Origin of the sequence: Nonomuraea sp. ATR24 (assembly GCF_041950485.1) — a bacterium.
Lineage (GTDB): Bacteria > Actinomycetota > Actinomycetes > Streptosporangiales > Streptosporangiaceae > Nonomuraea > Nonomuraea ceibae.
In genome coordinates, this window is the sequence record NZ_JBGNUU010000004.1 from 19,709 (window position 1) to 33,063 (window position 13,355).

Consider the following 13,355-nt stretch of genomic DNA (forward strand, 5'->3'; position numbering starts at 1 on the left):
GGGCTCCAGGCGTTTCTGCGCGGCACCCGCCATCGGCGAACCCCATGTCACCCCGCCACCGCCTTCGCAGCGGCCGGAAAGGGTGACACCCTCGTCATGGACGACACTTCGGACGGCATGTAGCGAAGAGGCGGGCCCCATGCACAGGCCACCGCACAGCCTCGGGCTCCAGCGGGTCGTCGAGGTCTACTCCGGTCACGACGACCTCGTCGGCGCGACCGGATCCGGGTACGTGATCGGCCCCGACCTCGTGCTGACCTCGGCGCGCGACCCCGAGTCCCCCTGCCAGGTGCGCTCCTCGCGCTGGCCCTGGTGGGCCGAGGCCGAGCAGGTGTGGCGCGGGCGCGGCAGCACCGACGCCGCCCTCCTCCGCGTCCCCGACGCGCCCTGGCGGAACGTGCCAGGCATCGACCACGTCCGCTGGGCCGCCACCCGGCAGGCCGGCCTGCCCTGCGTCGCGCACGGCTACGCCCTCGCCCACAGCCGCGACGACCACCCGCGCGCCCACCCCAACGGCGACCAACCCACCCACCCGAACGGCCGCCGCCCCATGATCACGGCAACCGGCCACCTCGACGGCATCCCCGGCTGGGGCCCGCCCACCGCCACCGTGACCGGCTGGACCGTGCCCCCCGCCGTGCCCCCCGCCGAGGCGCCCGGCGGCGCGGACGTGGCGCTGCCGGACTGGCTCGGGCTCTCGGGAGCCGCGCTCGTCGGCGCTCACGGCCGGCAGGTGCTCGGCGTCGTGCGCGCCGGCCGCTCCGGGCACGCCCACCGCCGGCTGGACGTCGTGCCCGTCGCCGCGCTGCTCGCCGACGCCGGGTTCCGCGAGCTGGCAGGCGTACGGCCCGAGCAGGTCGAGGAGCTGACCGGCGAGCCCGGCCTCCTCCTGCCCGACCTGCTGCTGTCCGCCCTCGACGAGCTGCCGCCCGGCTCCCCCGACTGGGCGCTGCTCGCCCCGCGCCACGCCGTCGTCCCGTTCCTCGGCCGTACCCACGAGCTGGCCACGCTGCGCAGCTGGGCCGCGAGCCCCGACCGCCTCTCGATCGCGGTCCTGACCGGCGCGGGCGGCACCGGCAAGACCCGCCTGGCCGCCGAGCTCTGCGACGAGCTCGGCTCCATCGGCTGGGACACCGGATTCCTCCGCCTCCCGCCCCTGTCCGGCCCGGCCGTCCCGCTGGACGCCCTGGGCCCGACGCTCCTGGTCGTCGACCTCCCGGAGCCGTCGGCCGCCCTGCCCGGCGAGCTGATCCGGCGGCTGGCCGCCCACCCGCACAACCCTCGCGTACGCGTCCTCCTCGTGGCACGGGCCCACGCCGGGCCCGACTGGTGGCAGCGCTTCGACGCGGCGGCCGGCGGGCTGCTCAAGCACCTCACCCGCACCGCCATCCACCTCGACGCCCGGCCGCTCAGCCCGGTCGAACGCACCGCCCATGCCACCGCCGCCACCCACGCCTTCACCCTGCACTCCGCCCAGGTGAGCTCCCCGCCCGCGCCCCGGCAGGACCAGCCCGCCCCGGGCCGGTTCTTCGTCGTGGGCGACGAGCGGCCCGCCCACCGGCACCCGCAGGCGCGCGAGGACGAGCCGGACCGGCCGCTCCAGGTGCACGTCGCCGCGCTGATGCGCGTACGGGGACTGGCCCCCGAGCCCGGCGGCGACCCCGTCGAGCGGCTCCTCGAACACGAGCAGGCCAGGCACGGCGACCCGGCCTGGCGTCAGGCGGCGGCGGTCGTCACGCTGACCGCACCGGCCCCCGGCGAGCGGCGGGCGCTGCTGTCCGTGGTGCCGGGCGCGGCGGGGTTCGACGACGACGGGCCCGCCTCGGCGGTCGTGGCCGAACGGCTGCTCGGCGGCGTCGACGAGCTCACCGACCTGGTGCTCGCCCTGCACGACCACCCGGCGCGCACGGCCGGGCACCTGGCGCGGATGCTCGCGGTGCTGCGGGCGGCGTGCGGCGACGCGCGGGTCCGGGAGGCGCTGCTGGCCCTGCTGACCGGCCGGCTCGACCGGATGGCGGTCGAGGCGGCCACCGGTCCCGGGGAGCAGCTCGGCGACCTGCTGGACGCGGCCGTGCGGGCGTTACGCGACGAGCCCGCGCTGGCCCGGGCGGCGATGGCGGTGCCGCCGGGCCCGCCCGGGCAGCTCGGGCTCCGGGCGCTGGAGGCCACGCTGGCGGAGCTGCGCGCCGAGTCGCTGCGCGCCGGCGGCGACCCCGCCGAGCTGGCCGCCGCCCTGTCGGACCTGTCCGTCCGGCTGGCGGCCCTGGGCAGGCTCCCGGAGGCGACCGCCGCCGCGGCGGAGGCCGTCGAGACCTTCGCCACCACACCCCCGGACAGCCACCCGGTCGCCCAGGCCCTCTTCAACCACGCCGCCTGCCTCCTCCTGACCACCCCACCCGGGGAGACGCCGTCACGCGAGCCCGCACCACCCGGACGAGCACGAGAGACGGCCACCGGGCACCCACCGGCCGCACCCCGGGAGAGGCCGCCGCACGAGCGAGCGCCCGAGGCAACGGACGCGCCGCCCCCGGAGCCCGCAGCGCGGGAAGCGGTGGGCGCCCCTACCCCGGTGGATGTGGCGCGGGAGGCGGCGGGGCGGTTTCGGCGGCTGGCCGAGGTGGAGGCCGGGTATGCCGGGCAGGCCGCCGGGGCGCAGTACAACCTGGCGTGTGCGCTGCTCGGGGCGGGACGGCTCGGGGAGGCGGTGGCGGCGTTCGCGGCGGCGGGCGGGGACGTGGAGCTGGCCGGGGCCGTCGGAGACGTGCTGCTCGCCCGCACCGGCGCGGGCCGGGCCGGGGTCATGACGGACGGGCCGGCGCCGCTGGGGCCCGGGATGGCGCTGGACGAGGGCAGGCTGAGAGAGCTCGGGACGGCGCTGGCGGTCGCCGCCACGCGGGCCCTGCCGGAGTCGGCGGACGAGGGTGTGTGGCGGGCGTTGCGGCGGGTGGCCGGGCGGCTGGGGAAGGCGGACGGGGCCCTGGTCCCGGCGGCCGAGGCGGTGGCGAGGCTGCGCGGGGCGGCCGCGCGGGAGCCGGGCCTGGGTGCGGAGCTGGCGTCGGCGGCCGGGGAGCTGGCCGGGCTGTACGCGGACCGGGGCCGCTACGGCGAGGCGGCCGTGAGCGCGGCCGAGGCCGTGGCGTGCCTGCGGGCGCTGGTGGTGACGGAGCCGGACGGGCATCGGCCCGAGCTCGTACGGCGGCTGCTCGACCTGGGCGAGTGCCTGCTGGGTGACGGGCGCGCGGAGGAGGCGCTGGAGCCGTTGCGCGAGGCGGCGACCGGCGGCGGCCTGTCGGCGAGGGGGGCGCGGCTGCTCGGCATGTGCCTGCTGGAGCTGGGCCGCAACGTCGACGGCACGGCGTACCTGGAGCGGGCCGCGGAGCTGTACCGGGAGCGGGGCGAGCGGCGGGTGGACGTGCTCGCCGCCGTGGAGCGGGGCCGGGAGGCGGAGGCGGCGCCGCCTCCGCCGGCGCTGATCAACCTGGTGCCGAGCGTGCGCCCTGAGGAGGACGTGACCAAGGCCGAACGGGAGCTGGCCGACCACCGGCGCGGCGACGGCGACGTGCGCGAGCATGTCGCGGTGCAGGCCAGGCTCGCCTGGACGTGGGCGGCGACGGGCCGCCCGGCGGACGGCGTGGTGCTGGCGGAGCAGGCCGCCGAGCTGCTCGACCGGTACGTCCCTGCGGAGGCGCGTACGGGACTGGCCGGGGACGTGGCGGCGGCGCTGGGCCGGTCGCTGGTGGCGCTGGGCCGGGACGAGGAGGCGGTGCCGCACCTGACGGCGGCGGTGGCGGCGTGCGGGCCGGAGGTAAGGCTGGAGCTGGTGGAGCGCCTGGTGCTGGCGGCCACGGCGCTGTCCAGGACGCGCCGCGACGCGGAGGCGGAGGCCGCCGCGGACCGGCTGGTCGAGCTGCTGCGCGCCCAGGTGGAGCAGCCTTCGCGGGAGTCGAGGCAGTGGGGGGTGCCCGCCGGGGTGGGGGTGGCGGCGCTGGCCGGGGCGTTGCGGTTGCGCGGCGGGATCCGGCTGGCCAGTGGCGATCTGGAGGGGGCGCTGGAGGCGGCCGGTGCGGCGCTGGCGGTGCTGCCGCCGGTGGGCCGTGAGGTGCTGGCCGGTACGTGTCTGCAGCTCAGCGGCCTGTGCCGGAGCCTGCTCGGCGACGGTGAGCGGGCGGCGGTGGAGCTGGTGCGCGGAACGACCCTGCTGTCGGGGCTGTTCGACGAGCAGGTCCCGGTGGCTCCCGAGGTCGCGGCGACGCACCGGCTCGCGTTGCTGCGGCTGGGCGGGCGGTACGTGGACCAGGGCGAGCCGGCCGAGGCGGCGGCGTTCTACGGGCGGGCGCTGGAGGGTCCGGCGGGCGGCCTGGAGGTGCTGGGCGAGCTGGCCGGTTATCTCGGGGTGGCGTTCGAGGCCGCCTCGCGCGGCGGCCCCGGGGAGCGGGCGCGGCTGGCGGAGGCGATGGCCGAGCTGCTGCCGCCGTTGACGGACCACGCCGCCGCGCTGGAGCGTGACGTCCCGGTGCGGGCGGGCGCGGAGGCGTACGAGCTGCTGGGGCGCTGCCTGGAGACGTACGCGGCGGTAACGGAGGTCGTCGGCGATCCGGAGACGGCGGCGGACGGGGCGGAGCTGGCGGTGCGGGTGCTGGAGTGCCTGGCCGCGTGCGATCCGGCCCGTTACGGGGCGGAGCTGGGCGCGGCGCTGGGGCGGCTGGGCGGGCTGCTGCATGAGCTGGGCCGGCCGGATCTGACGGTGCTGGCGCGGGCGGCGGACGTGCCGGGCGGCGGCCGGGCGACGGCGCTGTACGGGATCGCGCTGCTGGAGGCGGGCCGGACGGCGGAGGCGGTGGCGCTGCTGGAGCGGGCGGCCGACCTGTGCGACGAGCCTGACGACCCGGCGACGTCGGCGCTGACGTACGCGTATCTGGCGGCGGGGCTGGTGGCGCTCGACCGGCCGGGGGCGGCGCTGGACGCGGCGGGCTGGTCGCTGGCGGAGCAGGAGCGGGTGCCCCCGGAGCAGGCGGACCGCGTGGCACCGCTGCGTGCCATGGCCGCCGGGGTGCGCGAGACGGTGCTGCGCGCTACCGATGCCCAGTGATCACCCTCCGGTGAGCACCTGCTTGGCCCACCGGTAGTCGGCCTTGCCGGCCGGGGAGCGGATCATCTCGGCGACGAACGCCCACGCGCGCGGCACCTTGTAGCCGGCCAGCAGCCGCCGGCAGTGGGCGTCGAGCTCGGCCTCGGTGACGTGCAGGCCGGGCCGGGGCTCGATCACGGCGGCGACCCTGCTGCCCCACCGCTCGTCGGGCACGCCGGTGACGACGGCGTCGAAGACGGCGGGATGCCCCTTGAGCACGGCCTCCACCTCCTCGGGGAAGACCTTCTCGCCCCCGGTGTTGACGCACTGGGACCCGCGCCCGAACACGTTGACGGTGCCGTCGGGCTCGACGCTGGCCAGGTCGCCGGTCAGCAGCCAGCGGGTGCCCGCGGAGTCGGTGACGAAGGTGCGGGCGGTCTTGCCGGGGTCGTTGTAGTAGCCGAACGCGATCCGCCCGGCCTTGGCCACGGTGCCGAGCTCGCCGGAGCCGGGCGTGACGGGGCGCAGCTTGTCGTCGAGCACGGCCAGCCCGGCGGTGGCGTTCGGCCGGTAGCGCAGCCCGGTCTCGGGCGAGGAGCCGGCGATGCCGGAGGCGGTGTAGCCGGACTCGGTGGAGCCGAAGTTGTCGAGGATGATCACGTTGGGCAGCAGTTCCTGGAGCCGGTCGCGCACCGCCCCGCTGAGGATGGCGCCGGTGGAGCTGACGACGCACAGCGAGGACACGTCGTACGAGCCGGCCTCCAGGGCTTCGGCGAGCGGCCTGGCCATGGCGTCGCCGGTGATGTTGAGGGTGAAGACGCGCTCGCGTTCGACGGTCCGCCACACCTCGGCGGCGTGGAACTTGCGCACGTACACCATGGTGGAGCCCATCCACCAGGTGATGAACGTGGCCATCTGGGCGGCGCCGTGCATGAGGGGCGGCGCCGCCATCATGATCATCGGGGCGGTCCTGGTGGCCTCCTCCACCACCTCGCGGGGCGTGGCCCGCGGCTCGCCGTACGGGTTGCCGCCGCCGAAGGCCATGAACAGGTCCTCGACGTGCCACATGGCGCCCTTGGGCAGGCCGGTGGTGCCGCCGGTGTAGATGATGTACACGTCCTGCCCGGAGCGCGGCCCGAACCCGCGCTCGGGCCGCCCGGCGCGTAACGCCTCCTCGTACGGGACCGCGTACGGGACGGCCGACGACCCGCCGACGGCGATCAGGTGCTCCAGCCGGGGCGCGTCGCCGGCGACGGCGGCCACCCGGGCGTCGAACTCCACGTCGTAGAGCAGCGCCCGGATGTCGGAGTCGCGGTAGAGGTAGAGCAGCTCGGCCTCGACGTAGCGGTAGTTGACGTTGACGGGCACCGCCCGGATCTTGAGGGCGGCCAGCAGCCCGGCGACGTACTCGACGCCGTTGCACAGGTGGATGCCGACGTGCTCGCCGGGCCGGACGCCGAGGTCCTTCAGGTGGTGGGCGAGCCGGTTGGCCTCGGCGTCGAGTTCGGCGTAGGTGCGGCGTTCGGCGCCGCAGACCACGGCGACCCGGTCCCCGATCGCGTCCGCGAGCCCTTCGTACAGGTCAGCGTGGTTGAACTCCATCAGGGCTTCTCCCGTCCGACGATCCACATCGCGAAGAACTGGGCTCCTCCGCCGTAGGCGTGCCCGAGCGCCAGCCGGGCGCCGTCCACCTGGTGCTCCCCCGCCGCGCCGCGCACCTGGAGCGCCGCCTCGGCGAACCGGATCAGCCCGGACGCGCCGATCGGGTTGCTGGACAGGACGCCGCCCGAGGGGTTCCACGGGGTGTCGCCGTCGAGCGCGGTGGCGCCCGACTCGGTCAGCTTCCAGCCCTCGCCCTCGGCGGCGAATCCCAGGTTCTCCAGCCACATCGGCTCGTACCAGGAGAAGGGCACGTACACCTCGGCGACGTCGATCTGCCGCCGGGGGTCGGTGACGCCGGCCTGCCGGTAGACGTCGGCGGCGCAGTCCTTGCCCGCCTGCGGGCTGACGGTGTCGCGCCCGGCACGGAAGATCGGCTCGGAGCGCATGGCGCCGCCGTGCACCCAGGCGGGGGTGCCGGTGGCGGCGCGTTCGGACGACAGCACGAGCGCGCAGGCGCCGTCGCTGGACGGGCAGGTCTCCAGGTAGCGGATCGGCTCCCACAGCATGGGGGTGGACTCGACCATCGCCCGGTCGATGCCGGGGATCTTCAGGTGCGCGTACGGGTTGCGCAGCGCGTTGAGCCGGTCCTTGACGGCCACGAGGGTGCCGATGTGGCCGGGGGCTCCGGTGCGGCGCATGTACTCGCGGATGTGCGGGGCGAAGTAGCCGCCCGCGCCGACGACGAGGGAGGAGCTGAACGGCAGGTGCGTGGACAGCGCCCAGGTGGCGTTGGACTCGGACTGCTTCTCGTAGGCGACGACGAGCACCCGCTCGTGCACGCCGCCCTGGACGAGCCCGGCGCCGACGAGGGCGGTGGAGCCGCCGACGCTGCCGGCGGTGTGCACGCGCATCATCGGCTTGCCGGCGGCGCCGAGCGCGTCGGCCAGGTACGCCTCGGGCATCATGACGCCCTCGAACAGGTCGGGGGCCTTGCCGATGACGACCGCGTCGATGTCCTTGAACGTCAGCCCGGCGTCCTCCAGCGCGCGCAGCGCGGCCTCGCGCACCAGCCCGGCCATGGACACGTCCCGGCGCTTGGTCGTGTAGTGCGTCTGCCCGACGCCGATCACCGCGCAGCGCTGCGCCATCATGCCTCCAGGACGGTGACGAGGTTGTGCTGCAGGCAGGGCCCGCCGGCGGCGTGGCCGACGACGCGCCGGGCGGTGCCGTCGTGGACGCGGCGGGCGGCCTCGCCGATGCGGATCAGGCCGGTGGCCATGACGGGGTTGGCGGCGAGCGGGCCGCCCGACGGGTTGATCACCGTGTCGTCCGGCAGTTCCAGGGCGCGGCGCAGGATGGGCTCCTCGTGCGCGAACTGCGCGTGCAGCTCGGCCACCTCGACGGGCCCCTTGCCGACCCCGGCGGCCCGCGCGGCGTCGGCGGCGGACGCGGACCTGGACAGGTCGCGCAGGCCGAGGTAGTGCGGCTCGATGCGGTGCGCGATGCCGGTCACGTACGCGGGCCGCTCGCACAGCTCGGCGGCCAGGTCGCCGGCGGCGAGCACGACCGCGGCCGCGCCGTCGGTCACGGGAGCCACGTCGCAGGCCAGCACCGGCCCCGCGACGGGGTCGGCGGCCAGTTCGTCGGGCAGGTCGAGCGCGTACGGGTTGCGCCGCCCGTCGGCCCGGCTGCGCCGGACGATCGCGTCCAGCTCCGCGCGCGGCACGCCCGCCGCCGACGCCTGCAGCGCCGCGTAGGACACCTGGTCGAGCCCGAGCGGCGCCAGGTAGTACGGGTCGAGCTGCAGGGTCATGAGCGTGCGCGGATCGCCGGGCGTGGACTTGCCGAAGCCGTACACCAGCGCGCTGTCCACGTCCCCGTGCTGGAGCCGCACCCATGCCTCGTACAGCGCCCAGGCGCCGTCCATCTCGACGTGGCTCTCGGAGATGGGCGGCCAGGCGCCGAGCGCGTCGAGGGCCGAGACGAACGAGAACGGCGCGCCCGCCAGGTAGTCGCAGCTCCCGGAGCAGGTGAAGCCGAACCGGCTGAGCCCGGTGGCCGCCTTGACCGCGTCGATCACGGGCAGGATCAGCTCCGGCTCGGCCAGCCCGGTGTCGTGGTCGGTGTGCTCGCTCTGGGCGAAGGCGACGATCGCCACCCTTCTCATGACAGCTCCACATCCGGCTCGCCGGTGGGGGCGAACCACCGCACGCTGGCCATCGACGGCGTCCGCTCGTCCTCGGGGACCCATACGGCGCGCACCCGCATGCCGTGGCGCACCTCGTGCGCGGGCACCCCGCCGACGAGCGCGATCATCGGCACGTCCGCGCCGTCGAGCAGGATGTACGCGGACACGAACGGCACCTCGGGGGCGCGCGGGTCGGGCAGGTTGTTGATCGCGAAGGTGGTGACGGTGCCGGTGCCGGGCAGCTCGGTCCGCTCGGCGATCCGCAGGCCGCACTCCGGGCACGACAGCCGGTACGGGACGTACACCTTGCCGCAGCCGCCGCATCGCCCGCCGACGAACACGCCGCGCCCGATGCCCTCCAGGAAGACGCCGAGCGCCCCGCCCGCCCTGAGCGTGTACGCGCTCCGCACCGGTGAGACGATCTTCGTCACCTCCGGCGCGAAGCAGGAGATGTCGGTGATGTGACCGGTGCGTTCGCCGCGCCACACCGGCCACACCCGGGTCCCGGCGGCGACGGCCTTGGGGTTGCCCGCGTCCACGGCGTGCACGAGCGCCGTGTCGGCCCCGTCCAGCTTGATCAGCGCCCAGGCGAACGGCCGGTCCAGCGGGTGGCCGTCCAGCGGCTCGGGCACCCAGGCGCAGGCCGTGACGGTCCCGGCGGGCCCGACCTCGACGTACTCGCCGGTGACCGGTTCGCCGGTCGCGGGGTCGTACTCCAGCGGCGGCACCAGCACCCGGCCCTCGGCGGTGCGCACGCCGACGAGCCGCCCGGCGCGCAGCTCGGTCAGGAACCGGCCGATCACCGGCCCGGTGGTGCGCGTGTAGCCGCCGGGGAACTCCAGCACGTGCTCGGCCGTCAGCGGCTCGTCAGATGGCACGCTCGTGTCCCTCCCAGTAGGGCGCCCGGAGCTTGCGTTTGAGCAGCTTGCCGTTGGGCTCGCGGGGCATCTCGGCGATGAAGTCGACGGTCCTGGGCCACTTCATCCGCGACAGCCGGCCCTCCAGCGAGGCCAGGATCTCCCGGGCCAGCTCGGGCCCGGGTTCGGCGCCGGGGGCGGGCTCGACGACGGCCTTGATCTGCTCGCCCCACTCCTCGTCCGGGATGCCGAAGACGGCCACGTCGGCGACCTTGGGGTGGACGACGATCTCGTTCTCGATCTCGGCGGGGTAGATGTTGGTCCCGCCCGAAATGATCATGTCGGCCTTGCGGTCGCACAGGAACAGGAAGCCGTCCTCGTCCAGGTAGCCGATGTCGCCGACGGTGAAGTAGTCCTTGAGCCGGTTCGCCTCGGTCTTGGCCGGGTCGCCCTTGTACTCGAAGGAGGCGCCCATCATCTTCATGTAGATGGTCCCGGGGGTGCCGGTGGGCACCGGGTCGCCCGCGTCGTCGACGACGAGCAGCTCGCTGATCGGCCAGGCCCGCCCGACGGTGCCGGGGTGCGCCTTCCAGTCGGCGGGGGTGGCCAGGGTGCCGCCGCCCTCGGTGGCCGCGTAGTACTCGTAGACGCAGTCGCCCCACCAGTCCAGCATCGCCCGCTTGACCGGCACCGGGCAGGGCGCGGCGGCGTGGATCATCCACCTCAGCGACGACAGGTCGTAGCGGTCCCGGGTCTCCGCGGGCAGCGACAGCAGGCGTTTGAAGTGCGTGGGGACCATGTGCGAGTTCGTCACCCGGTGGCGCTCGCAGAGCCTCAGCATCTCCTCGGCGTCCCACCGGTCCATGTACACGAGGGTGTGGCCCATGTGCAGGGCGGTGCCGCCGAACTGGGTGACGGCCGTGTGATAGCCGGGCGAGGTGACCAGGTGGGCGTTGGGGCGGCCGGGCGTGATGCCGAACAGGCCGGGCAGGAACGTCATCAGCTCGGCCGCGTCGTCGGGGTCGAGGCCGCTGAGCGGGCGGCGCACGCCCTTGGGCCGGCCGGTGGTGCCGGAGGTGTAGTGCATGGTGGCGCCGGCCGTCCGGTCGCCGGGCAGGGTGTCCGGCCTGCCGTCGGTCAGGTCGCTCAGCGGGCGGAAGCCGGGGAGCTCCGGGACGCCGAAGCACCTGCCGGGGTCGACGGCCTCGGCGGCGCGGGCGGCCTCGGCCGCGTAGCGCGGGTGCGCGAAGAACGCGCGGGCCTCGCTGTCGGCCAGGATGTAGGCGATCTCCGGGCCGGTCAGGTGCCAGTTGATCGGCGTGTAGTACCAGCCCGCCTGTAACGCGGCCAGGTAGAGCACCAGGCCGTCGGCCCCGTTGGGCACCAGCCCGCAGAAGCCGTCGCCGGGTCGCAGCCCGAGCTCGCGCAGGCCGTGCACCAGCCGGTTCGCCTTGGCCAGCAGGTCACCGGCGCGATGTTCCGTGCCGTCGGGGTCCACGGCGGCGACCCAGCCGGGGTCCGCCTGCGCCAGTCTCCAGAAACCGAGCGTGCCCATCGGAACTCCTCACCCGGGCGCAGACAAACGAGAACCTGTTCTCGTTTCTTTCCGGGAGCGTAACCCGCCGCTAATGTGGGAGCAAGCGCTTGATTTCAGGAGGTGTCCGTGGAATCGCTGCCGATCAGCACCCCCCACTGCCGCGTCGAACGGGACGGCCACGTGGTCGTCGTCACCATGGACCGCCCCGAGGCCCGCAACGCGCTGTCGTCGGACATGCTGATCGGCCTGGCGAGCGCATGGGCGTACGTGTCGGCCGAGCCGTCCGTCCGCGTCGCCGTCCTGACCGGCGCGCAGGGCACGTTCTGCGCGGGCGCCGACCTCAAGGCCATGGGCCGGCCGCCGCAGGACCCCGAGGTCCAGGCGCGCGGCGCGAAGATCGCCGACTACCACTGGAAGGGCCTGCTGCGCGCCGACCTGCCCACCAAGCCGATCATCAGCGCCGTCGAGGGCCACGCCGTGGCCGGGGGCACCGAGCTGCTGGTCGGCACCGACCTGCGCATCGTCGCCGAGTCGGCCACGCTCGGCCTGTTCGAGGCCAGGCGCGCGCTGTTCCCGATGGGCGGCAGCGCGATCCGGCTGCCCCGGCAGATCCCGTACTGCCACGCCATGGACCTCCTGCTGACCGGGCGGGCCGTCACCGCCGCCGAGGCCCTGTCGATGGGGCTGGTCAACCGCGTCGTCCCCGACGGGCAGGCGCTGCCCGAGGCGCTGAAGCTGGCCGCCGACGTCGCGGCCAGCGGCCCGCTGGCCGTCCAGGCCATCCTGCGCGCCTACCGCGACACGCTCGGCCTGCCGGAGCCCGAGGCGCTCAAGGTCTCCGACGAGCTCGGCTGGCCGGTCATCGGCTCCGAGGACGCCAAGGAGGGCACGCTCGCCTTCCGCGAGAAGCGCCTGCCCGTCTACCGGGGCCGCTGACGCGCCGCTCAGTCGCGGGTGATGCGCTCCAGCCGCTCCAGGGCGTCGGCGTACTCCTCGACGAGGGAGAAGACGACGTCCTTGGTGGCGCGGACCTGGTTGGTGATGCCGATGATCTGGCCCGCCGGGAACGTGGCCAGCTCGGCGGCATCGGAGCGGCCGATGCGCCGCAGCGCGTCCGACACCAGCATGAACTGCAGCGGCATCGGCAGCGTGCCCGGCGACCCGGCCGACTCCCAGGCGTCGGTCCACTCGTTCCTGAGCAGGCGGGCGGGCTTGCCCGTCCAGCTCCGGGAGCGGACCGTGTCGCGGGAGGTAGCCTCCAGGATGCGCCGCTTGGCCATCTCCGGCGTGTCGGCCTCCTCGACCGTGAGCCAGAGCGAGCCGGTCCACACGCCTTCCGCGCCGAGCGCCAGCCCGGCGGCCATCTGGCGGCCGTTGCCGATCCCGCCCGCCGCCAGCACGGGCACGTCGACCGCGTCGACCACCTGCGGGATGAGGACCATGGTGGAGATCTCGCCGGTGTGGCCGCCGGCCTCGGTGCCCTGCGCGACGACCACGTCCACGCCGACCTCGACCTGCTTGAGCGCGTGGCGGGGCGTGGAGGCCAGCGCGGCGACCTTGACGCCGTGCGCGTGGGCCAGCTCGACGATGTCGGCGGGCGGCGGGCCGAGCGCGTTGGCCAGCAGCGCGATCGGGTGCCGCAGCGCGACCTCGACCTGCGGGCGGGCGGTGGCGTCTGTCCAGCCGAGCAGCACCCGGCCGGCGTCGGCGTCCTCGCCGAGCGGCGGCACGCCGTGGGCGGCCAGCAGGCCGTCGACGAACTCCCGGTGCCCCTGCGGGATCATCCCCTGGAGGCGGCCGACGAGCTCCTCGGGCGCGAAGTCGGCGCCCTCGTAGGAGGCGGGCATGACCACGTCGACGCCGTACGGCTTGCCGTCCACGTGGTCGTCGATCCACTTGAGCTCCTGTTCGAGCTCTTCCGGGGTGAAGTAGAGCGCGCCGAGCACGCCCATCCCTCCGGCGCGGCTGACGGCCGCCACCACGTCCCGGCAGTGGCTGAAAGCGAAGATCGGGAGGTCGATTCCGAACATGTCCGTGACCCGGGTCCGCATGGCTCGACGATAAGCCGCGACCCCGCCAACTGCAACGTGTTCTACTCCGCGG

The 13,355-nt window shown here is 75.3% G+C and carries 8 protein-coding genes; 2 read left to right on the forward strand and 6 right to left on the reverse strand.

Annotation, left to right across the window (positions count from 1 at the left end; translation table 11 throughout):
* The first annotated feature begins 139 nt into the window (after window positions 1-139).
* Window positions 140-5,089, forward strand: coding sequence for a hypothetical protein (locus tag ACBI99_RS11175; RefSeq protein WP_375072255.1), 4,950 nt, complete (start codon window positions 140-142; stop codon window positions 5,087-5,089).
* On the opposite strand, the gene ACBI99_RS11180 is transcribed toward ACBI99_RS11175, so the two are convergent.
* The 5 genes from ACBI99_RS11180 to ACBI99_RS11200 are packed head-to-tail and all read right to left on the reverse strand — an operon-like array spanning window position 5,090 to window position 11,270.
* Window positions 5,090-6,670 carry an acyl-CoA synthetase gene (locus ACBI99_RS11180; RefSeq protein ID WP_219511276.1) on the reverse strand — a complete coding sequence of 527 codons (1,581 nt, stop codon included), beginning with the start codon at window positions 6,668-6,670 and terminating at the stop codon, window positions 5,090-5,092. It abuts the gene before it with no gap.
* Window positions 6,670-7,818 (reverse strand): thiolase domain-containing protein, encoded by a 1,149-nt coding sequence (locus ACBI99_RS11185; RefSeq protein WP_219511304.1) that lies wholly within the window; start codon window positions 7,816-7,818, stop codon window positions 6,670-6,672. The genes ACBI99_RS11180 and ACBI99_RS11185 overlap by 1 nt, the downstream gene beginning before the upstream one ends.
* Entirely contained in the window at window positions 7,818-8,837 is a 1,020-nt protein-coding gene (locus tag ACBI99_RS11190; protein ID WP_219511277.1) for a lipid-transfer protein, read from the reverse strand. Before ACBI99_RS11190 ends, ACBI99_RS11185 begins: the two co-directional genes overlap by 1 nt.
* Window positions 8,834-9,736, reverse strand: coding sequence for a Zn-ribbon domain-containing OB-fold protein (locus tag ACBI99_RS11195; protein WP_375072256.1), 903 nt, complete (start codon window positions 9,734-9,736; stop codon window positions 8,834-8,836). The genes ACBI99_RS11190 and ACBI99_RS11195 overlap by 4 nt, the downstream gene beginning before the upstream one ends.
* Entirely contained in the window at window positions 9,726-11,270 is a 1,545-nt protein-coding gene (locus ACBI99_RS11200) for an acyl-CoA synthetase (RefSeq protein ID WP_375072257.1), read from the reverse strand. Before ACBI99_RS11200 ends, ACBI99_RS11195 begins: the two co-directional genes overlap by 11 nt.
* A 108-nt stretch (window positions 11,271-11,378) precedes the next feature.
* Here ACBI99_RS11200 and ACBI99_RS11205 point away from each other — a divergent pair, with 108 nt between their 5' ends.
* A complete protein-coding gene (locus tag ACBI99_RS11205; RefSeq protein ID WP_219511281.1) occupies window positions 11,379-12,188 on the forward strand; it encodes a crotonase/enoyl-CoA hydratase family protein in 810 nt (269 codons plus the stop codon).
* A gap of 8 nt (window positions 12,189-12,196) precedes the next feature.
* Here ACBI99_RS11205 and ACBI99_RS11210 read toward each other — a convergent pair whose 3' ends face one another.
* A complete protein-coding gene (locus ACBI99_RS11210; RefSeq protein WP_357583961.1) occupies window positions 12,197-13,303 on the reverse strand; it encodes a nitronate monooxygenase family protein in 1,107 nt (368 codons plus the stop codon).
* Window positions 13,304-13,355 lie beyond the last annotated feature (52 nt).

Excerpts from the sequence above, each read along its gene's own strand:
- ACBI99_RS11175 (WP_375072255.1), top strand. The coding sequence starts at position 140 with ATGCACAGGCCACCGCACAGCCTCGGGCTCCAGCGGGTCGTCGAGGTC.
- ACBI99_RS11180 (WP_219511276.1), bottom strand. The coding sequence starts at position 6,670 with ATGGAGTTCAACCACGCTGACCTGTACGAAGGGCTCGCGGACGCGATC.
- ACBI99_RS11185 (WP_219511304.1), bottom strand. The coding sequence starts at position 7,818 with ATGGCGCAGCGCTGCGCGGTGATCGGCGTCGGGCAGACGCACTACACG.
- ACBI99_RS11210 (WP_357583961.1), bottom strand. The coding sequence starts at position 13,303 with ATGCGGACCCGGGTCACGGACATGTTCGGAATCGACCTCCCGATCTTC.
- ACBI99_RS11200 (WP_375072257.1), bottom strand. The coding sequence starts at position 11,270 with ATGGGCACGCTCGGTTTCTGGAGACTGGCGCAGGCGGACCCCGGCTGG.
- ACBI99_RS11190 (WP_219511277.1), bottom strand. The coding sequence starts at position 8,837 with ATGAGAAGGGTGGCGATCGTCGCCTTCGCCCAGAGCGAGCACACCGAC.